This is a genomic window from Ruegeria sp. AB10 (genome assembly GCF_056542745.1).
In genome coordinates this window covers 118,635-139,069 of record NZ_JBQGAI010000005.1, presented here as the reverse complement: position 1 = coordinate 139,069, position 20,435 = coordinate 118,635, and the positions used below count along the sequence as shown (strand labels likewise).

Below are 20,435 nucleotides of genomic sequence, written 5' to 3'. Positions count from 1 at the left end.
GATTACCTGCCCGGGATCAGAATTGCAGGGGGTCAGTGAATGATCTTTTCTTCCTTGACGAACATATTGGCCCAGGCGCGGTCGACCAGATCGGGGCTCATCTGATAGGGGATGCCCTCGAATTCGCAGATCGAGATCATCTGATCGATCAGGAAGATCGGCTGATAGTTCGCGTAGATATTGTTGATGGTCGGGTATTTGACCTTCAGCAGATGCACCAGCGCGGCCTCATCCAGCGGCATTCCGCGTTTGCGGGCCACCATGGCAAAGATTTTCAGGAAGTTCTCCTGATTTGGGCCGTCGATCTTGATCTTGAAGAAGATCCGGCGCAGGGCCGCTTGGTCGAATATCTCGTTGGGGTGGAAGTTGGTCGAGAAGATGACCAGCGTGTCGAAGGGGACCTCGAACTTTTCGCCCGATTGCAGGCCGAGAATATCCTTTTTCTCTTCCAGGGGAACAATCCAACGGTTGATCAGCGCCTGCGGCGGTTCCTGCTGACGTCCAAGGTCGTCCACGATGAAGATGCCGCCGGTCGATTTCAGCTGCAACGGTGCCTGATAGGTCCGCGCGGTGGGGTTGTAGACCAGATCCAGCATGCTCAACGACAGTTCACCACCCGTCACAACGGTCGGGCGTTCGCACTGAACATAGCGCGTGTCGAATCTTTTGCGGCGGCGCAGGCTGTTGGGATCATCGGGTTCCTGCTCGACTGCGGTGTGCACGATCGGGTCATAGACGGTGATCACCTGACCGGCATACTCGATGGCAAAGGGCACATAGACATTGTCCCCCAGCGCATCCTTGATCCCGTTCGAGATCGAGGACTTACCGTTGCCCGGCGGGCCATACATCAGGATCGACCGGCCGGCGCTGACTGCGGGGCCAAGATGGTCCAGCAGGCTGTCGGGCAGAACCAGATGGCCCATCGCGCCCGTCAGCTGATCGCGGGTGACCTGAATGTTGCGGATCGACTGGCGCTTGACCTGCTCGCGATACACATCCAGCGGCACGGGCATGGCGCCGAAGTATTCAGACTGGCTCAGCGCGTCCAGGGCGCGGGCCTTGCCGGCATCGGTCAACTGATAGCCCATCTCGTTACCGCTGTTGGCGTTCAGGGTACCGGTGGCCTCGATCAGCTTCTGCTCGCGGGCCATGTCGATCAGTTCCTGCGTGACGGAACCCGGCAGACAGACCGCACCGGCGATCTCGGAAACGGTGTCCACGTTCTTGCGGAAGATTGTCTTCAACAAAATGTCGCGCATCATGACGATGGGCAGTTTCATTTCGCCCAAACCCTTGGGGGCAGGGGGGGCCATTACCGAGGTCGTCTGCATATTCATGAGCGTTGCCCGTCTATCCAGTTTTCGCGCCAAAGGCCCCAAAAAGGGCCGCTTGGGGAAAATCTGGCCCGGCTTTGTGTCAGTACCAAGGCACGGACAAGGCGGCTTAATGATAGTTTACGAGCCGTAAACAGTGCCAAGAATCAGATAGAGGGCAAGGCTGCCGCCCAGCGAAAGACCCATCGGTATGTGTCTGGCCCTGCTCCAGCTTTTCCAATCCGGTGCGAAATTCCGCAGCCCCGTGTTGCGCGCCAGCCGGTGAGTGGTCAAAGCCGCCACATTCATCGTGGTCAGAATAAGAACCACCAGAAGATAGTCGCCGGGCCAGATAAACGGCGAGGCTGCTGCCAGAAACTTGGCGTCACCGGCCCCCATCTGGCGCATCACGTAAAACAGGATGCCAAAGGCCAGAGCCGGCACGACATGCAGCAGATGCCAGACATAAGGGGGCAACGAGATCGACAATGGGCCCACCGTGGCGGTTGTCCACGCAGTCGACCAGGGTGGCAGAACGAAAAGACCACCGATAACGAACACCGCAAACACCGCGTAGACTGCCTGGTTCCTGATCTTCATGGCGCGCAAGTCCGTGAAAGTCACGTACAGGCAGATCGGCAGAACGAAGGGCAGAAATAACAGCGCCGCATTCGCGGGAATGTTCATCTATCAGGCATCCTCAAGCGCACGCAGCGAGCGGACGGCCTCGTCATAATGCTGAGGGTGCGTGGCGATGGCTTCGCGGAAAAGGTTCTTGGCCGTGGCCACATCCCCTTGTTTGACTGCGGAAATTCCCATCGTATTGAGCAACATGGCGCGTTCGATCTGCGTCAGCGGGACAACCGGCAAACTGTAGTTGCCCTGCGCAGCCCGGGCCAGAACCAGATTGTTCTTGGCGGTGAACAGGCTCTTGTCCTGCTGGATCGCTTCGTTGAACAGACGTTCGGCCTCGGCGTATTGGCCACGCGTCAGCTTGGAATAGCCCCAGTTGTTCATCACCCCGCCGGGCCGTGTGGTCAGGCCGACAGCGGTTTCATAGAAATGATCCGCACGTTTCCAATCCTTTTTGGAGTCCGCAACCACCGCCTCGAGGCGGTAACGTTTGAAGGTTTCATAGGTGGGCGGCACGGAATCCAGAACGGTTCTGGCCTGACTCCAGTTGCCGGCACGCACAAGGGCGTCGGCATATTCGACCTTGTCGACATTTGCAGCGCCCTTCATGGTTGTCACTTTTTTCCAGGCAGCGGCGGCCTCGGTCGTTCGTTTCGCGCGGGACAAAGAAATCGCCAATCCACGCTGCAGGTCAATTCTGTCCGGGTTTTTGGCGGCTGCACCCCGGAAGTAGGTGACGGCCTCATTCGGGTCAGCGGCGGTCAGAAGCACCTCGCTCAGGTTGGTTTCGTCAATGACGTTGACCTCCTGATAGGTGCGTTCGACTTTTTCTTCCTCGGTCTCTTTTTCGCAGGCGGACAGGATCAGCCCGCACATCATCATCGGCGCAATCAAGAATTGTTGGCGCATTTTTGCGTCCCTTACTGCTCTTGCCTGTGTTATGGGAGCTTGCGCAGCGTGTATTGCCCGTCGCCTTGCCGCTCCAGCGTATATTCTTGTTCTTCCGCTGTATTATTAGCAGGATTTTCCATTTTTACGAGGGCTAAGCGCAGATTGTCGCGGATTGCGTCACTTTCGCCATTGTCCAGCGCGTAGGCGCGTTTAAAGACCTGCGCCGCCTCGGGGTATTCGCCCGTCTCGACCAGCAAAACACCCAGATTGTTCCACCCAACGGACCATTCGGGGTCAGTTTTCACGGCGCGGCGCAACAGGTCTTCGGCCTGTCCCAGGCGTTTGAGCCCCAGATTGGCAGTACCCATCGAGGTCAATATCTGCGCCGTCATCCCCTGATCCAGCGCGGCGCGCGTAAAGGAATCCAGCGCCAGTTCGTATTCTCCGGCGGCCATCAGCCGGTTTCCAACCGTGATTTCGTCTGCACCCTGGCCTTTCGGGTCGATACCGGGGGCATCCAGATCATCCGTCGTGCCCATATCCGTACAAGAGGCCACCATGGCGATCACCATGGCGGCCCTAATTGTCTGGCGTATTCCGGAACGAATACGCCTGAAGCTGGTTGTCATGAAGTTATCCGCCAGCACCTTTTCCAAAATCTGCGATCCCTTTTGCCGAAGGTCCGACCAGAATGACCAGCAAAGGCGGCACCGTCAGCATCATTGTGGCAAGTGTCATTTTGGTTGGCAACTTGTTCGCGGCCTCTTCGGCCCGCATCACGCGTTTGTCACGCATTTCGCTGGCATAAACCCGCAGGGCTTCGGCAATGGATGTACCAAATGTTGCCGATTGGATCATCACGGTCACAAATGAACTGACATCCTGAACGCCGCAACGGGTTCCGAAATCACGAAGCACCGTGTCCTTGTCCTTGCCTGCTTTCATTTCATGGGCGACAACTTCGAATTCCTGCGCGATATCAGGGTACGAGGCGCTCATCTCGCGGGCTACGCGCACGATGGCCTGGTCCAGAGACTGACCGGCCTCGACGCAGACCAGCATAAGGTCAAGCGTATCCGGGAACCCGGCGGTGATCGCCTCTTTCCGTTCCTCGACGCGCCGGGTGATCCAGTAGCGCGGCAGGAAATACCCTGCGGCTGACGGAATCAGAACGCGGATTGTCATTTGGCTTCCGGTGAATTCCTGGTCGCCTGCCAGCACCGTCACCAGCATCACGCCGACAAGGATGCCGACAATGCCCAAGGCAAACTGTGCAAAGTGAAAAAACCGCACCGCATCCTTCGAGTGATATCCTGCCTGGCGCAACTTGAGCTGCATCGCCGACAGTTCTTCCTCGTTCTGGGGTTCCAGGAAGGTGGCGAATTTCTGCAGCTGCTCGTTGCGGCTGCTGTTGCGGAGCTTGTCCTTTTTCGACCTTTTGTCCGCCTTGGGGGCAGCGGTCGATTTCTGCAGCTTTTTCAGCGGGTCCTCCGGCTGGTTCAGCATCAGAGAAACCGCGATCAGGATCATGGCCAGCCCCAGAACGCCGATGACGATCAGCGGTCCGAATTCGCCCAGGTATTGTTTGATCAGGTCGTTGATTTGGGTCAGGAATTCCATTGCTATGCCCTCAGACCTTAATGTTGGTAAGAACGCGCATCACGATCAGGTTCAGTGTCAGCATGATGCCGACAAAGAAACAGAGGGGGATGAACAGGGGGTGATCGATCACGTCGTCATAGTAATTGGGGTCGGTTACCAGAATGAACATCAGGCAGAAAAGCGGGAACCCGGACAGAAACTTGCCGGACCATTGCGCCTCGGCGGTGATTGCCTTGACGCGCCGGAACAGGCGGAAACGGGCACGGATCACCTTGGCCAGACCGGCCAGGATTTCGGCCAGGTTACCACCCGACTGCTGCTGAATGCCGACGGCCACCGACAAAAAGCGGAGATCCTGCATACCCAGACGCTCTGCCATGTCTTTCAGGGCCTCACCGACGTCACGGCCATAGGCGCATTCATCAGCGATGATGCCGAATTCCGTACCCAACGGATCCTGCACCTCGTTCGCAACGATCTGGACGGATGAAACGAACGGGTTACCCACGCGCAGCGAACGAACCATCAGTTCAACCGCATCCGGCAGTTGCTCTTCCATCAGCGCCATGCGCTTTTTTGCCTTGCGATTGACCCAGGTGTAAACACCGCCAACGCCGATAAAGACCGACAGGGCAACCCGAAGAACCATATCCGTCGCCGTGCCGATGCTCAGGCCCACAAAGGCAAAGCCGGACAACAGAACCATGACCATGACCAGCTGTCGCGGAGTGAAGGCGATTGCCGCTTTCTGCGCCTTGTCGGCCAGCAGCGAATAGAGCGGGATGCTCTGCGTCTTCATATGCTGCTGCATTTCCTTGCGCAGCTGTTCCAGAACCTGTTCCCGCCCGACACCTTTGTCGAGCATGTCGAGACGGCGGTTGACCTTGCTGTTCAGGCTGATGGATTTCCCGAAGGCCACCAGATAGATGCCTTCGACCAGAAAGAATACCGCGATGAAGATCACGACATATATGAGCGCCTCAACAGGCAGTTGCATATCCAGATCTCCTACATAGTCGTCGGTTCGTAGATCGAAGTCGGCAGATCAAAGCCCCACAGGCGGAAGCGCTCGGAATAGTGGCTGCGCACGCCTGTTGCCGTGAAATGACCGATGATCTTGTTGTCCGGTGTCAGGCCAACCCGCTGGAATTTGAAGATTTCCTGCATCGAGATCACGTCACCTTCCATGCCGGTGATCTCGGTGATCGATGTCATACGGCGCGAACCGTCCTGCAGACGGCTGGCCTGCACGATCAGGTTCACAGCTGATGAGATTTGGCTGCGGACCGCCTTGATCGGCATTTCGATCCCGGCCATCGCGATCATGTTTTCCAGACGTGAGATACCATCACGGGCCGAGTTGGCGTGGATCGTGGTCATCGAGCCGTCGTGGCCGGTGTTCATGGCCTGCAGCATGTCGATCACCTCGGCGCCCCGCGTCTCGCCCACGATGATGCGGTCAGGACGCATGCGCAGGGCGTTTTTCAGACAGTCGCGGGGGCTGACCTCGCCCTTGCCTTCGACGTTGGGCGGGCGGCTTTCCATCCGGCCCACATGGGTCTGTTGCAGCTGAAGTTCCGCCGTATCCTCGATTGTCAGGATGCGTTCGGCATCGTCGATAAAACTGGACAGGGCGTTCAGCGTGGTCGTCTTACCGGAACCGGTACCACCCGAAACGATGATGTTCAGTCGGGTTGAGACGGCGGCTTGCAGATAGGCGGCCATTTCCTCGGTAAAGGCGCCGAAATTGACCAGATCGTCGATGCCCAGCTTGTCTTTTTTGAACTTACGAATGGAAACCAGCGATCCGTCCACCGCAATCGGCGGGACCATCGCGTTGAAACGCGAACCATCGGCCAGACGGGCGTCAACATAAGGGTTGGATTCGTCGACGCGACGGCCCACGGCGGACACGATCTTGTCGATGATCCGCATCAGGTGCTTTTCATCCTTGAAGGTGATGTCGCTGATTTCCAGCCGGCCGTCGCGCTCCACAAAGATCTGTTGGGGACCGTTGACCAGAATATCGTTGACCGTGTCGTCCTGCAGCAGGGTCTCAAGCGGACCCAGACCCGTTACCTCGTCATACAGCTCTTTGTTCAGCTGCGTGCGGTCCTCGCGGTTCAGGACGATATTGCGCGTTTCCAGAACTTCGCTGGCAATTGCGCTGATTTCTGCGCGCAATTCTGCTTCACCGGCATTCTCAAGCGCGGCGAGGTTCAGATTTTCCAGAAGTTCGCGGTGCAGTTCGATCTTGATTTCGCCAAGACGCTCTTTGCGCTTGCGGTCTTTGTCGGCGACCACGGGCTCGGCAGCTTTCTTCGGCGCGGGGCGCCGGGCAACGGCATTGGCCGAGGACTTTTTTTGAACTGCGGGTTCCGGTGTAGCGGCCGGGGTTTGAACCGGCTGCGCTTCGGGCTGTTTCTTGTATCTTGAAAACACGGCGGCTCGTTCCCTTCCAAACTGAGTTATGCAGCTTCAGCGTTGTTGCTGCCCAGGCTATGAAGCGACTTCGCAAGTTTTGCGAATTCGCGGCGCAGCGGGTTTTTGGCGGCCGCATTGGCCAGCGGTTGTCCGTGGTCACCGCTTTGCATGACTTGCTTGCCACCATCAGGCAGTTGCAGGTCGATAGAGATACCCAGGCTTTCGCCCATCCGCTTTACCCGGCTCTTGCCGTTCAGATCGGTGAATTTCGGTGCCCGATTCAGGGCGAAACGCAGTTTGTCGAACGGCAGTTCCTCGGCCTGCAGGGCGCGTTTCAGGCGCAAAGCGTTCTGGGCCGAGCGCATGTCCAGCTCAATCAGCGCGAAATAAACGTGTGCGGCCTGAAGAACGGTTTCCGACCAGTGAACAAGCGTCGAGGGCATGTCCACGATGACATAGTCAAAGTGGCGGCGGGCCGTGTCGATCACCCGCTGGATATCTTCCGGGGTGATCAGGTCCAGCGGCACCATGTCCGACGGCGCGGTGAGAACCTGCAGCTTTTCCTCATAGGTCTGCAGCGCCTGCGCGAACACTTCCTCATCCATCGAGTCGGTGTCGGACAGCATTTCAAAAACGGTTTCGCGGCGGGGCAGGTCCAGATAGGTCGATACCGTGCCGAACTGCAGATCCAGATCAAGCAGGCAGACCGATGGTTCCTCTTTGTCGGAAACGGTGGCCAGTTCCCAGGCCAGGTTGACCGCCATTGTGGTGGACCCTACGCCTCCGGCCAGGCCGTGCACGACGAACAAGGCCCCTTCCTTTGATTCGCCTTGTGTCAGCGGCGAGGCCGCCTCGTGAACCGCAACCGGTTCGGGGCGGTTCATACGGGCGATCGCTTCCTGCAGCTCGCCCTCGGGCAAAGGGTAGGGGACGAATTCATCCGCACCCTTGCGCAGCAACTGATGCAGAGATGCCGGTGTGACATCTTCGGCGATCAGAACAACCTTGATCTTCTTTTCTTTGGCGCGGGTGATGATTTCGCCCATCAGAGACAGGTTGTCTTCATCTTCGCCATCAATGGCCAATGCCACGAATTCCAGAGAATCGGCATCGGGTTGGCTGAAAAAGGCCAGAGCTTCGGCAAAGCCCAGGTCGCCCCAGCGTTCCCCCAGTGCTGCTTCCATGTCCTCAATCAGTAGATCGAAGTTCTGGACATCACGGCTGATGGTGCAGGCCAGAATGGCATTTTTATCATCTTGTGGCGATGCGCTCGTCATTAACACAATCCTCGTCGCGGGGGCAGGCAAACACAGTGGGCCTGAAGACCCTGTCTGGTTCGCTTTTGCCCCAGTGCGGCCATGATCGGCCGCAAGTCACCTAATTGTTGAAAATTTGGCTTGGAACTTAGGCAAGATTTGGGCGCAAAAGAACCAATTGTAGGGAAATGGGCGACGATGCCGCCCAGTTCCTGTTTATTGTTACTCGCTGGTCTCGCCCAGAGCGGTATCTTTGCTCAGACGGCTTCCGTAGGCCGCGCTTGCAACGTACTCGCGATAGATGACTTCCGCGTACTTCCCGTCCAGAAGAAGCGGGTTGCGATCCACAAAACCGGACACTTCGGTCACGGTGCGGCGGTTGCGGCGGTCCCTGTCCGGAGTGTCAATGAGCGGCCGCGATTTGCCAAAGGACACGACAGCCTCGAGACGCGAGCGCGAGATGCCTTGCCGCGTCAGGAACGCAACGGCGGCATTGGCGCGCCGCTGACCCAGCGCTTGGTTGTACGATGTCGAACCAACCGCATCGGTATGGCCGTACACGCGGAACCTGGCTTCGGGGAACTGTTTGATCCACGATGCCTGGCGCAACAGTACCCGCTGAGCCGTTTCATCCAGCTGTGCGCTGTTGAAGGCAAAGTTGATCTGGGTCGGAACCTCGGCCGCGAAACGCTGGCCCAGAATCTGAGCGTATGTCAGTTCGCCGTTCATGACCTGGAGGTTGTTCAGGGTCGCATTCCCGAACGCGCCTTGGTCGACTTCGTACCCGGCCTCACGCGTACATGCGGCGACAGCGACCGACAGACCCAGTGTGATGATCCACTTCTGCATTGGTCTTATCCTCCTATCAATCCAGAACGTAGCCGTAGGAGCTGCCAAAGTCTTGCTTGGCCACTTCCGAGGCTGCGCCGGCACCCGGGCGCGTTGTACGACCGACGCGGCCGTTCACGAACAGATCAAACTCGCTGGGCGGTTTGACCCGGTCTGTCGGCAAAGCCAGCGCCTCGCCACGTGTCGGCGACACCAGATGGGCGGTGATGATGACGACCAGTTCACTTTGCTCGCGCTGGTATTCAGCGCTGCGGAACAGGGCACCCAGAACCGGAACGTCACCGATCCAGGGAAGCTGGCTGCTCAGGTCCGTGAATTCATCCTGAATCAGGCCGGCAATGGCAAAGCTCTCTCCGTCGCGCAGCTCAATCGTCGTGCTGGTTTGGCGGGTGATAAAGCTGGGAATCGTGTCACCCTGGATCGTGAAGTTCGAGTTGGTATCGATGCTCGACACCGAGGTGGCCAATTCCAGATTGATCAAATCGCCATCAACGACACGCGGGATGAAGTCGATTTCAACACCGAACGCCTTGTATTCAATGGCGATTACGCCAAATTCCTGCGGTACGGGAATTGGAACTTCACCACCGGCAAGGAAGGTCGCTTCCTGTCCCGACAAAGCGGAAAGGTTGGGTTCCGCCAGGCTGCGTGCAAGCCCCTTGGCTTCCAGAGCCTCAAGCAACAGGCGTACCTGCGTCGATCCGGCCCCAAATCCAAACAGGATGGCACCTGTATTGGTCTGAAGAGGGGGGATGTTGTTGTTCAGAGCATTGTTCAGCGCTGGTGCGGTGTTCAGGGTGTTGATACCACCAGTCACGTCGCCACCGCCGAAACCAAGCGACGCGGTCAGGCTTTTGGCCACCGATCGGTTCATTTCGGCAAAGCGCACTTTCAGCATCACCTGCTGCACGCCGCCGACCGACATCAGATTCGAAACGCGATCGGGCGCGTAACGTTCAGCCAGTTCCAGGGCGCGCTCCAGTTTCGCGCTGCTTGACACGACGCCCGAAAGCACGATGCCATCATTGGCGGTCCGGACTTCGATCGGCTCAGCCGGCAGAATCTGCCGCAGCCGCTCTTTAAACTCGGACACATCCGGAGATACACGGACCCGAACGTTCGCCAGCAGGTTACCCGCGCCGTCAAACAGGGTCAGCGTGGTCAGGCCCGGTGTTTTGCCCAACACATAAATCGTGCGATCCGAAAGCGACGAGATGTCAGCGATGCCTGCATTGGCGATGCTGAGCTCGGCGAACGGTTCTTCGCTTTCCACGACAATAGCGCGGTTCATCGGAACGTTCAGCGTTTCCGCTGTGCCATTCTTCACCACGCGCAAAGTTTCAGCCCAGGCCGTTTGGCCGACCGGACCAACTATTAGCGCCAACCCAAGAAGGGTTGCGCTGATCCAAGAACGTATTTTCATGTGACCTGCCTCTCCGATCACGCCTCGTTTTTTAGGTCTAATGCCCTATGCAGGGTAACACTGCGCGAATTACGAATTTATTGCAATAATCAATGGTTTCCGGAATTTTCCTTATGTGGACAATGCGCAACATCCGAAACGAAACAAGCCGCGCAGGTGGCGCGGCTTGCGGTCGTAAATCTCTGATTTAACGTCAGTTTGTGCAGGGAATCTGGGTTTTGATGATCTCAGCGCCGCGCCGCGTGTTTACGGTGCAGACCTTTTCTGCGACGGGGGCCGGAGCAGGAGCCGATTCCTTGAGGTTCAGCAATTTGCGCTGGTCCACTTCTACCGCAGTTGCGACCGTATCATCCTGCACACCAACCAGAGCCAGAGACAACTGGCCAGTGTTCTGCGCCTGCGCCAAAGCCGCGATCTGCTCCGGTGTTGCAGCAACGGTCACGGTACGCGCGATCGTCGCGCCCGTCACGTCAGATCCGGCGATCTGGTCCACTGCGATCAGTTCGATATTGGTTTGAATCAGGCGGGTGATTTCGCCACCGCCGCCTTCGAATTCGCGGCTGACAGAGCCGGTCCAATACACATCCACGCTGTCGCCTGGACGCAGAAAGCCGGAAACGCCCGACGAAACATCGACGCTGATAGCAAACGCACGCATACCTTTTTCAATTTGGGAAACAAGGCCTGCCGCCTGGCCGGGCTTGGTGACCTTGACCTTCATCAGCGCCTCGTCTTTTTCCACCGCTCTCAATACGAATCGTTCCCCTTTGGCGTCTTCCGGGAACAATACTGCCATGTCCACAAAGCTGCCCTCGGGAATCGCATCCTCGGGCCAGTTCACGATCCGTACATCGTCTTTGACCAAGGGCTCGCCATACTTCATGGCCCGATTGGTAACGATTACTCCGACGGTTGGCACTGTTTTGACGTTTGCAAGCGCATCTTTTGTGGCTTGGCGTTCACGGGCGAGTTGGTCCTGGTACTGAGCGATGTAGTCGCGGGCCATGTAGACCGCGCCCCCGGCCAAAGCCACCCCGGCAATCAGGACAAGTCCAAATACCAAACGCATTCGCGTCCCCTCGTTTTTCTATTCCGTTTTTATTTGCCGCAGAAGCTGCGACAAAGATCAGTTTTGAATAAAGGTAGATTGTGTCGAAAAAGGGGACAATATTTGATAAATTTTGCCTCCGTAGTTTTCGGGACAATCCAATCTGCGTTGATCAGGGATCGGGCGTGTCGAATTTGACGCTGATCTCTTCGGCGACATCGACGTTGCTCAGGGCGGCGCCAGATCTGGCGTCCAGTTCTTTGACGGGTTGGCCGAAGTAGGCGTAGACCCCCGCGCCAATCCCTACGATCGCTGCTGTCAGCACGACCCAGTCAATCGTCACTGACCCTTCTTCGTGCTCTATGAATTTTCGGATTTTACTCATCATGAAAGCGCCGGGCTTGGAGTTGTTGCAAAAGAAATGGGGCCACGCCCAAACAGGCAAGGCCCCACTAAAGAATGTCTTCGGTCGGCTGTTGTTATTATTCAGCGTCCGGGTTGATCGGAATATCGCTTGCAACGTTCTCAGCTGCGGCGTCCAGGGTCGAGCCAACGGCGTCTGCGATAGCTTTGGTGCCTTCACCAACCTGGGTGTAGGCCACGGCGGCCAGGCCAACAACAGCTGCGGTCAGAACAACCCAGTCAACAGTTACGGCGCCGTCTTCGTCTTTACGGAAGTTCTTGATGAACTTGATCATGTTACGTCCCTCCTAAAGGATCAAAAAAGTCATTTAAACCTCGGCGTCTAACAGAGCTTTCTCTCTCAGTCCGCTCCCGACCGTCTCGGTATGGCATTATGTTTGCCTGTCAGGCGTGGCAGGAATTGGGCCAAACACCGATTTTTTCCTTCCAAGCTTAACTTTTTGGTAGTTTTTAACTTAACACATTGAAAACAAAAGGATTAAAAATCTCAATGGGAGGCGCCCCCTGTCGCCGCCGATGCAAAATTGCGGCAAATGAGGCGAAATTGCCCCAATTCGCCGTGTTTTTCTGGCTTTTCAAAGGGATTCGCGGTTCAAACTATTGAAAAGAAAAAGCACGAGGCAGGCAAAATGAAACTCCGGGACGCAATGACCTGCGCCGGCATTCTGGCGCTGATGGTGTCAGCATCAATGCCAGCCGTCGCAACCGAGGTTGAACCCAGGGGCGTATATAAGAGAGTGAAGGCGCCCAAGCCCGGCACGCGGCCCAAGGTGACCGTTCAGATTTCGCCCGAGGAACATGCGGCAGCGCCATACGCACCCAGCACCGGGGCTGAGATTTCCATACCCGAAGCTGTGACACGTACCACAGCCGTCCCCCCAAGCGCCCCGGGCGTGCGACCGCAGGACAAGCCGGTGGGGTCTTACAAAGCCTTTTGGGATAAAATCTCGCCCGCACTCTCTGCTTCAGGGGCGGGGCGGCTGAACGACGCCATAAAAGCGTTGGCTGCAACCAACGTGGCCTCGCCGCGCCTGCAGACCCTTCAAACCATCGCACAGCAGCAAGGGATCGAGATTCTGCGCTCGACGGTGGGGACAGAGGTCTCGCCTGCGTTGGTGCTGGCGGTGATCTCAGTTGAATCGGCGGGCCGTGCGGATGCGGTTAGCTCGGCCGGTGCGCAAGGATTGATGCAGCTGATGCCTGCAACCGCCAGGCGATTTGGGGTGCAGGACAGTTTCCAGCCTTCTCAGAACATTTCGGGCGGGGTGAAATACCTGAACTGGCTGATGGAAGAATTCGGCAATGATCCGATTCTGGTGCTGGCTGGATACAACGCAGGTGAAGGGGCCGTGCGCAAACATGGCGGCGTGCCGCCTTACGCCGAAACGCGGGATTATGTGCCCAAGGTGCTTGCGGCCTTTCAGATTGCCAAGGCTCTGTGCTCCACTCCACCCGAGCTGATTTCGGACGGCTGCGTCTTCCAGACCCTGAACTGAAAAAGGCCCGCCAGTTTCGGCGGGCCTTTTTGGTGATACGGATCAGTTGACGATATTGGCCTCGGTGGCCGCGCGGATTTCGTCCTCGGTCACGCCTTCGGCGATTTCGACGATCTTCAGGCCGCCGTCGACCACATCCAGCACACCCAGATTGGTGATGATGCGATCCACCACCTTTTTTCCGGTCAGCGGCAGGGTGCATTTCTTCAGCAGCTTGGATTTGCCGTGCTTGTTGGTGTGATCCATCACGACGATCACGCGACCCACACCGGCCACAAGGTCCATCGCGCCGCCCATGCCTTTGACCAGCACGCCGGGGATCATCCAGTTGGCCAGATCACCTTCCTCATCCACTTCCATCGCGCCCAGAACGGCAGCGGCGATCTTGCCGCCTCGGATCATGGCAAAGGACGTGGCGCTGTCGAAATACGAGGTGCGCGACAGTTCGGTAATCGTCTGCTTGCCGGCATTGATCAGGTCGGGGTCTTCCTCGCCCTCGAACGGGAAGGGGCCCATGCCCAGCATACCGTTCTCGGATTGCAGGGTGATGTCCTTGTCACCCACATAGTTCGCCACCAGCGTCGGAATACCGATGCCGAGGTTCACATACATGCCGTCTTCCAGCTCTTGCGCCGCGCGGGCGGCCATCTGATTGCGGTCCCAGGGCATTATGCGCCCTCCTTCTTGCGGGTGGTGCGCTGTTCGATGCGCTTTTCGTGATCGCCCTGAATGATACGATGCACGTAGATACCGGGCAGGTGAATGCTGTCCGGATCCAGCGAGCCGCGCGGCACGATTTCTTCCACCTCGGCCACGCAAATCTTGCCGCAGGTCGCGGCAGGCACGTTGAAGTTGCGGGCGGTTTTGCGGAAGATCAGGTTGCCGGTGTCGTCGGCCTTCCACGCCTTGACGATGGCGAGGTCGGCGAAAATGCCTTCTTCCATGATATAGGTTTCGCCGTTGAAGTCCTTGTGCTCTTTGCCTTCGGCGATCACCGTACCCACACCGGTCTTGGTGTAGAAACCGGGGATACCCGCACCACCGGCGCGCATACGCTCGGCCAGGGTGCCCTGCGGGTTGAATTCCAGCTCCAGCTCTCCAGCCAAGTACTGACGCATGAACTCGGCGTTTTCGCCAACATAAGAGCTGATCATCTTCTTGACCTGCTTGGTCCGCAGCAGGATACCGATGCCGAAATCATCAACGCCCGCGTTGTTCGAGGCAAAGGTCAGGTCCTGCGTACCCGAGTCCTTGATCGCCTCGAGCAGCAGTTCAGGAATGCCGCACAGGCCGAAACCGCCCGCTGCGATCATCATGCCATCCGTCAGCACCCCATCCAGCGCTTCGGTGGCATTGGCATAGATTTTCTTCATGGAAAACTCCCCCAATGACATGGTGATGGGCAGGTTGTGCCGCCACGTCACGGGGAAGTCAACGAATCCAAGGGGGTGGTGGTATTTCTACCTAACCCCTTAGCTGATCGCCTTTTTGGTTGCCTTCTTGGCGGCAGGCTTTTTCTTCGGCGCGGCCTTTTTCTTGGTGCCTTTCTTGGCCGCCCGCTCGTTCACCAACTCGATGGCCATTTCCTGGGTCACATCTTCGGGTTTGATGTCCTTGGGGATAGTTGCGTTGACCTTTTCCCATTTGACATATGGCCCGTAGCGACCGTCAAGAACCTGCATCGCACCGCCATCGGGATGTTCGCCCAGTTCTTTCAACGGTGTCGCAGCCGCCCGCCGTCCGCGCCCCGGATTGGCGCGTTTCTCGGCCAGCATCTCTACCGCGCGGTTCATGCCGATCTCGAATACGTCGTTGGGGTCTTTGACGTTGACATAGACGGGTTTCGCCTCTTCCGGCAGTTGGTGCATGATATATGGCCCGAACCGTCCGAAATTCGAACTGACCATGCCGCCTTCTGGGTGTTCGCCGATCTGGCGGGGCAGCGACAGCAGTGTCAGGGCCTTGTCCAGATCCATATCGTCCTTGCTCCAACCTCGGGGCAGGGAGGCACGCGGCGGCTTCTTGTTCTCGGGCGTCGGTTCGCCACGCTGAACGTAAGGCCCGAACCGACCGGATTTCAGCCAGATTTCATCGCCCGCATCCTCGCCCAGCAGACGTTCATCCCCTTCCGCGCCTTCACCTGCGATGGGACGGGTATAGGTGCATTCGGGGTAATTGCCACAACCCACGAACCCGCCGGTACGCGAGGTTTTCAGATGCAGCTGGCCCGTGCCGCATTTGGGGCAGACGCGCGGGTCTGATCCGTCTTCACGCGGCGGGTAAAGCTGCGGGGCCAGCGCCTCGTCCAGTTTGTCCAGCACTTCCGAGATGCGCAGCTCGGACGTCTCACCAATCGCGGCCGAGAAATCACGCCAGAACTTGCCCAGCAAATCCTTATAGTCCCGGCCTCCGGCACTGACATCGTCCAGTTGTTCTTCCAGATTGGCGGTGAATTCATAGCCCACATACTGCCGGAAGAAATTCAGCAGAAAGATGGTGACGATCCGGCCCTTTTCCTCGGGAATCAGCCGGTTCTTGTCCTTGCGCACATATTCCCGGTCCTGAATCGTGGTCACGATGCTGGCATAGGTCGAGGGGCGCCCGATGCCCAGCTCTTCCATCCGCTTGACCAGGGTGGCTTCGGTATAGCGCGGCGGCGGTTGCGTGTGGTGCTGCAGCGCCAGCACGGCTTCGTTTTCGGACAGGATGGCCGCCTTGTCGTCGGCTTTTGCAGACTGATCCTTGAGAGAGGCCTTGGCAAACGGAGCCGGATCGCCCTGCATGATCTGCGGCAGGCGCTTTTCGTCTTCGTCGGCCACATCGTCGCGACCTTCTTCATAGACCCGCATGAACCCGTCAAACAGCACCACCTGCCCGGTGGCACGCAGGCCGACCTGACCGTCGTCGCTGCCGATTTCGACCGTCGTACGCTCCAAACGGGCGGCAGCCATCTGGCAGGCGATGGTGCGCTTCCAGATCAGATCATAAAGCTTGCGCTGATCCTCATCCGTGACCTTCAGCGCCTTGGCATCGCGCGACATATCCGTCGGGCGGATACATTCGTGCGCTTCCTGGGCGTTCTTGGCTTTGTTCTTGTACATCCGCGGGCTGTCCGGCACGTATTCCGCACCGTAACGGTCCTGGATCGCATCGCGGGTGGCCGCCACAGCTTCGGGTGCCATGTCGATGCCGTCGGTCCGCATATAGGTAATGTAACCCGCCTCATACAGCCGCTGCGCCACCTGCATCGCGTGGCGCGCACCCATGCCGAACTTGCGGCTGGCCTCTTGCTGCAGGGTTGAGGTCATGAATGGCGCGCTGGGGTTGCGCGCAGCAGGCTTGGCTTCGACCGAGGTGACGCTCAACGCCCGGCTGGTGATCGCCTGCACCGCCAATTCCGCCTGCGTAGCGTTTGACAGGTCGTGCTTGTCCAGCTTTTTGCCGGCCAGAGTGACCAGACGCGCCTCATAAGTCTGGCCGCGCGGAGTCTCGAACAGGGCGCGGACCGACCAGTATTCGACCGGCTTGAAGGCCTCGATCTCCATTTCGCGTTCAACGATCAGGCGCAGGCAGACCGATTGCACACGGCCCGCTGATTTCGCACCTGGCAGCTTGCGCCACAGAACCGGCGACAGGTTGAAACCCACCAGATAATCCAGCGCACGGCGGGCCAGATAGGCCTCGACCAGAGGCATATCGACCTCACGCGGGTTCTGCATCGCTTCGGTCACGGCGTCCTTGGTAATGGCGTTGAAGGTCACGCGGCTGACGGGCGTGTCCTTCTTGATCGAGCGACGCTTGGTCAGCGCCTCCTGCAGGTGCCAGCTGATCGCCTCGCCCTCGCGATCGGGGTCGGTGGCGAGGATCAGGGCGTTGTCTTCTTTCAGCGCGTCGGCGATGGCTTTGACATGTTTGCGGCTGTCATTGCCAACCTCCCATTTCATCGCAAATTCGTGCTCGGGATCGACTGATCCGTCTTTGGGCGGCAGGTCCCGCACATGACCATATGACGCCAAAACCGTGTAGTCGGAGCCAAGATACTTATTGATTGTCTTGGCTTTGGCAGGGGATTCTACAACAACTACAGGCATTTAAGGGAAAACCTCGCTCGACGAATTGGGCGCCTTCTATGATCGTGCAAAATGTGTAGGGCAAGAGCGAATTGTCAATGCGTTCCTTTAAAAACCGGAATTTGGCGGTGATTTCAGCGTTGTAGACGTGGAAATCTCGGCGTGCCCCGCAGCGTCAAGCCGTCAGAGACAGCAACCCGCCGGGCTGGCGCTGAATACGTCCGTCCAGTTCCAGATCGACCAGAGCCGGGCCAATCTCGCCCGCCGTGGCCGCGATGTCGCGGATCAACTGGTCTTCGGCGATTGGCGACGGTCCAAGCCGGGCCAGTATTTCGCCGTGAAGCGTGACGCCCGAAGGAGATGGCACTGCGGGTGCTTCGGGCGGGTGCGCTTCAAGCAAGTCTGCCTGCTGCTGTGGCAAGGCTTCGACTACATCTTCTGCAGATCGCACCAGGGTGGCCCCGTCGCGGATCAGCAGATTGCATCCGGCGGCGCGGGCATCAAAGGGATGGCCGGGTACGGCCAGAACTTCGCGCCCCTGATCCAGAGCGTCGCGTGCGGTGATCAGGCTACCGGACTTGGCGGCCGCTTCCACGACCACGACGGCCCGCGCCAGCCCCGAGATGATCCGGTTGCGGCGTGGAAAATGTCGGGCCTGCGGGGTCACGCCCATCGGTTGCTCTGACACGCGCAGCCCTGATCGGGCGATGTCTCTGGCCAGATCTGTGTTTTCGGCGGGATAGATCACGTCCACGCCGCCAGCCATGACCGCCACAGTGCCTGTATCCAATGCGGCCATATGTGCCGAAGTGTCGATGCCACGCGCCAGCCCGGACACTACGACATATCCCTGTTTCCCAAGATCGGTCGCGAGCCCACGTGCCATCCGCGCCCCCAGCGACGAACAGTTTCGCGCCCCGACCATCGCAATGCAGGGTTTGTGCAGCAAAGACACATCGCCGATCGCCCACAGCATCGGAGGGGCGTCGGACAGATCATTCAAAGCATCAGGAAAATCAGCGGACCCAAGGCACAAAAGCCGCGCATTTGCGGCTTTTGCGGCCTTGAGTTCCGCCTCAATCACGCCGGGCGGGCAAATTTCATACCCTTCAACTCCGGCAGCGCGTGCCACTTCAGGCAGCGCGGCCAGCGCGTTCTGCGCTGAGCCATGTTCGCGCAGCAGCCGGCGAAATGTCGCCGGACCGACCTTGCGCGAGCGCAACAGACGAAGCCAGGAAAACCGGTCCTCTTCCGTGGTGGGTGGGAGTGTGGGGTGATAGGAAGAAAGCTGCTCTTCGGTCATCCGTTGCTCCGCCTGATTGCAGAACTGGTTTACGGCTGCAGGGGTTAACAGCTTGTGAATCCTGTCAAATTATTCGGATAATTTTCGGGATTTGATACGGTGGGTTATTCAGTGCATTGATTTTAAATCATAAAATAAAACCGCCCGCTTCAGGGAAATATCAAGCGGACGCAGGTAAACCGAGTTTTCAACACGCGTGGCGTTAACCGTGACGGGGGCCGATTCTCTCTCAGGCCGCCGATCCGCCAACCGTCAGACCATCCATCAGAACCGTCGGCTGACCAACGCCGACCGGCACCCATTGACCGTCCTTGCCACAGGTCCCCATGCCCGGATCAAGTGCCATGTCATTGCCCAATCCGCGAATGCGGTTCAATGCCGACGGCCCGTCGCCGATCAGAGTCGCGCCTTTGACAGGGGCACCGATCTTGCCGTTTTCGACGCGATAGGCCTCGGTGCAGGAGAACACGAACTTTCCGTTGGTGATATCAACCTGACCTCCGCCAAATCCCACGGCCCAGATGCCGTCTTTGATATCTGCAACCAAAGACGCAGGATCAGCGTCCCCGCCCAACATCACAGTATTGGTCATGCGCGGCATCGGTTTGTGCGCATAGCTCTGCCGCCGTCCGTTGCCAGTGGGCGCAACACCCATCAGGCGCGCGTTCTGGCGGTCCTGCATGTAACCGGTCAGGACACCATCTTCGATCAGCACGGTCCGTGAACTGGGTGTGCCTTCGTCATCAACCGTGATCGAGCCGCGCCGGTCCGCGATGGTGCCGTCATCCACCACCGTCACGCCTCTGGACGCGATCTGCTGACCCATCAGCCCGGCAAAGGCGGAACTGCCCTTGCGGTTGAAATCACCTTCCAGCCCATGCCCGATAGCCTCGTGCAGCAGGATACCGGGCCAGCCGGGGCCGAGCGCGACCTCCATCACGCCGGCCGGGGCAGGGATGGCGTCGAGGTTGACCAGCGCGATGCGCAGCGCCTCGCGGGCTTTGTCCTGCCAATCGGCGGGATCAATCAGACCGTCCAGACCGACGCGACCCCCGCCGCCCGCCGAGCCGCTTTCGCGGTGGCCGTTCTGTTCCACGATGACCGACACGTTCAGGCGGGTCATGGGGCGCACATCACGCACCAGAACGCCGTCAGGGCGCAGGATTTCGACCTCTTGCACGGCGGCGATGAGCGATGCGCTGACCTGAACGACGCGCGGGTCGAGATCGCGGGAGAAGGCGTCGATCTCGCGCAGGGTTTCGATTTTCACCGGGAAGCTGGCTGATTCGATGGGGTCTTCATCCGTGTAAAGCCGCGTATTGGTGGCGCGCGGTGCCTCGGCCAGCGTGCCGCCGCCGTCGCCCACGGCCAGTCGCGCTGTTTCCGCCGCCCGCTTAAGGGCCGGGATCGAGACGTCGGTGGAATGGGCATATCCGGCCACCTCACCCTGAACCGAACGCAGGCCAAATCCTTCAGACGCATCATAGGACGCGGTCTTCAGGCGCCCGTCATCAAAGACCAGCGACTCGGACTTCCGGCGCTCGACGAACAGCTCTCCGTCCTCGGCCCCGGCAGTGGCAGACTGCAAAACCGCAAGCGCTTCGTCCTGCGGTAGAACGCTTTCAAAGGGGCGAAACAGGTCGTTGGGCATCACTTGGGACCTTTCGGGTTTGATCCAGATCAAAAATAGCGTCTGTTTGA

Annotated in this window: 19 protein-coding genes; 1 reads left to right on the top strand and 18 read right to left on the bottom strand. The window is 58.5% G+C overall.

All coding sequences use genetic code 11. From position 1 onward, the window contains the following. Window positions 1-32: 32 nt before the first annotated feature. The 13 genes from ACR0NT_RS12070 to ACR0NT_RS12010 form a co-directional block, all read right to left on the bottom strand. A complete protein-coding gene (locus tag ACR0NT_RS12070; RefSeq protein ID WP_170445371.1) occupies window positions 33-1,340 on the bottom strand; it encodes an ATPase in 1,308 nt (435 codons plus the stop codon). Window positions 1,341-1,457: 117 nt separating this feature from the next. Beyond that, window positions 1,458-2,003, bottom strand: a complete 546-nt coding sequence (locus ACR0NT_RS12065) for a prepilin peptidase (protein WP_170672270.1) — start codon at window positions 2,001-2,003, stop codon at window positions 1,458-1,460. 3 nt (window positions 2,004-2,006) lie between these two features. Next, window positions 2,007-2,858, bottom strand: a complete 852-nt coding sequence (locus ACR0NT_RS12060; protein ID WP_170672268.1) for a tetratricopeptide repeat protein — start codon at window positions 2,856-2,858, stop codon at window positions 2,007-2,009. Between the two features lie 29 nt (window positions 2,859-2,887). Then, window positions 2,888-3,469 carry a tetratricopeptide repeat protein gene (locus ACR0NT_RS12055; protein ID WP_480443129.1) on the bottom strand — a complete coding sequence of 194 codons (582 nt, stop codon included), beginning with the start codon at window positions 3,467-3,469 and terminating at the stop codon, window positions 2,888-2,890. A 4-nt stretch (window positions 3,470-3,473) separates the two neighbouring features. Continuing rightward, window positions 3,474-4,460 (bottom strand): type II secretion system F family protein, encoded by a 987-nt coding sequence (locus ACR0NT_RS12050; protein ID WP_170445362.1) that lies wholly within the window; start codon window positions 4,458-4,460, stop codon window positions 3,474-3,476. Window positions 4,461-4,470: 10 nt separating this feature from the next. Continuing rightward, complete coding sequence (locus ACR0NT_RS12045) at window positions 4,471-5,439, bottom strand: type II secretion system F family protein (RefSeq protein ID WP_170445359.1); 969 nt, start codon at window positions 5,437-5,439, stop codon at window positions 4,471-4,473. Window positions 5,440-5,450: 11 nt separating this feature from the next. Continuing rightward, entirely contained in the window at window positions 5,451-6,884 is a 1,434-nt protein-coding gene (locus ACR0NT_RS12040) for a TadA family conjugal transfer-associated ATPase (RefSeq protein WP_170672266.1), read from the bottom strand. A gap of 26 nt (window positions 6,885-6,910) precedes the next feature. Further along, window positions 6,911-8,143, bottom strand: a complete 1,233-nt coding sequence (locus tag ACR0NT_RS12035; RefSeq protein WP_170672264.1) for an AAA family ATPase — start codon at window positions 8,141-8,143, stop codon at window positions 6,911-6,913. Between the two features lie 201 nt (window positions 8,144-8,344). Further along, window positions 8,345-8,971 (bottom strand): OmpA family protein, encoded by a 627-nt coding sequence (locus ACR0NT_RS12030; RefSeq protein ID WP_170672262.1) that lies wholly within the window; start codon window positions 8,969-8,971, stop codon window positions 8,345-8,347. A 16-nt stretch (window positions 8,972-8,987) separates the two neighbouring features. Beyond that, entirely contained in the window at window positions 8,988-10,394 is a 1,407-nt protein-coding gene (locus ACR0NT_RS12025) for a type II and III secretion system protein family protein (protein ID WP_170445351.1), read from the bottom strand. Between the two features lie 193 nt (window positions 10,395-10,587). Next, on the bottom strand, window positions 10,588-11,463 hold the full coding sequence (gene cpaB, locus ACR0NT_RS12020) for a Flp pilus assembly protein CpaB (RefSeq protein WP_170445349.1): 876 nt from the start codon (window positions 11,461-11,463) through the stop codon (window positions 10,588-10,590). Between the two features lie 151 nt (window positions 11,464-11,614). Further along, window positions 11,615-11,785, bottom strand: a complete 171-nt coding sequence (locus tag ACR0NT_RS12015; RefSeq protein ID WP_480443125.1) for a hypothetical protein — start codon at window positions 11,783-11,785, stop codon at window positions 11,615-11,617. Between the two features lie 139 nt (window positions 11,786-11,924). Next, on the bottom strand, window positions 11,925-12,140 hold the full coding sequence (locus tag ACR0NT_RS12010; RefSeq protein ID WP_170445345.1) for a hypothetical protein: 216 nt from the start codon (window positions 12,138-12,140) through the stop codon (window positions 11,925-11,927). Between the two features lie 354 nt (window positions 12,141-12,494). Here ACR0NT_RS12010 and ACR0NT_RS12005 point away from each other — a divergent pair, with 354 nt between their 5' ends. Further along, a complete protein-coding gene (locus tag ACR0NT_RS12005; RefSeq protein ID WP_170445343.1) occupies window positions 12,495-13,361 on the top strand; it encodes a lytic transglycosylase domain-containing protein in 867 nt (288 codons plus the stop codon). 42 nt (window positions 13,362-13,403) lie between these two features. Here the strand turns inward: ACR0NT_RS12005 and ACR0NT_RS12000 are convergent, their stop codons facing one another. The 5 genes from ACR0NT_RS12000 to tldD all read right to left on the bottom strand — a co-directional run bounded on the left by ACR0NT_RS12000 (window position 13,404) and on the right by tldD (window position 20,385). Beyond that, the gene (locus tag ACR0NT_RS12000) at window positions 13,404-14,030 is read right to left on the bottom strand and encodes a CoA transferase subunit B (protein ID WP_170445341.1); all 627 of its coding nucleotides are present in this window, start codon (window positions 14,028-14,030) and stop codon (window positions 13,404-13,406) included. Continuing rightward, on the bottom strand, window positions 14,030-14,734 hold the full coding sequence (locus tag ACR0NT_RS11995; RefSeq protein ID WP_170445339.1) for a CoA transferase subunit A: 705 nt from the start codon (window positions 14,732-14,734) through the stop codon (window positions 14,030-14,032). The genes ACR0NT_RS12000 and ACR0NT_RS11995 overlap by 1 nt, the downstream gene beginning before the upstream one ends. Window positions 14,735-14,833: 99 nt before the next feature. Beyond that, window positions 14,834-17,452, bottom strand: a complete 2,619-nt coding sequence (gene topA, locus ACR0NT_RS11990; RefSeq protein ID WP_170672258.1) for a type I DNA topoisomerase — start codon at window positions 17,450-17,452, stop codon at window positions 14,834-14,836. 154 nt (window positions 17,453-17,606) lie between these two features. Continuing rightward, on the bottom strand, window positions 17,607-18,734 hold the full coding sequence (gene dprA, locus ACR0NT_RS11985) for a DNA-processing protein DprA (protein WP_170672256.1): 1,128 nt from the start codon (window positions 18,732-18,734) through the stop codon (window positions 17,607-17,609). Between the two features lie 229 nt (window positions 18,735-18,963). After that, window positions 18,964-20,385, bottom strand: a complete 1,422-nt coding sequence (tldD, locus tag ACR0NT_RS11980; RefSeq protein WP_170672254.1) for a metalloprotease TldD — start codon at window positions 20,383-20,385, stop codon at window positions 18,964-18,966. Window positions 20,386-20,435: the final 50 nt, after the last annotated feature.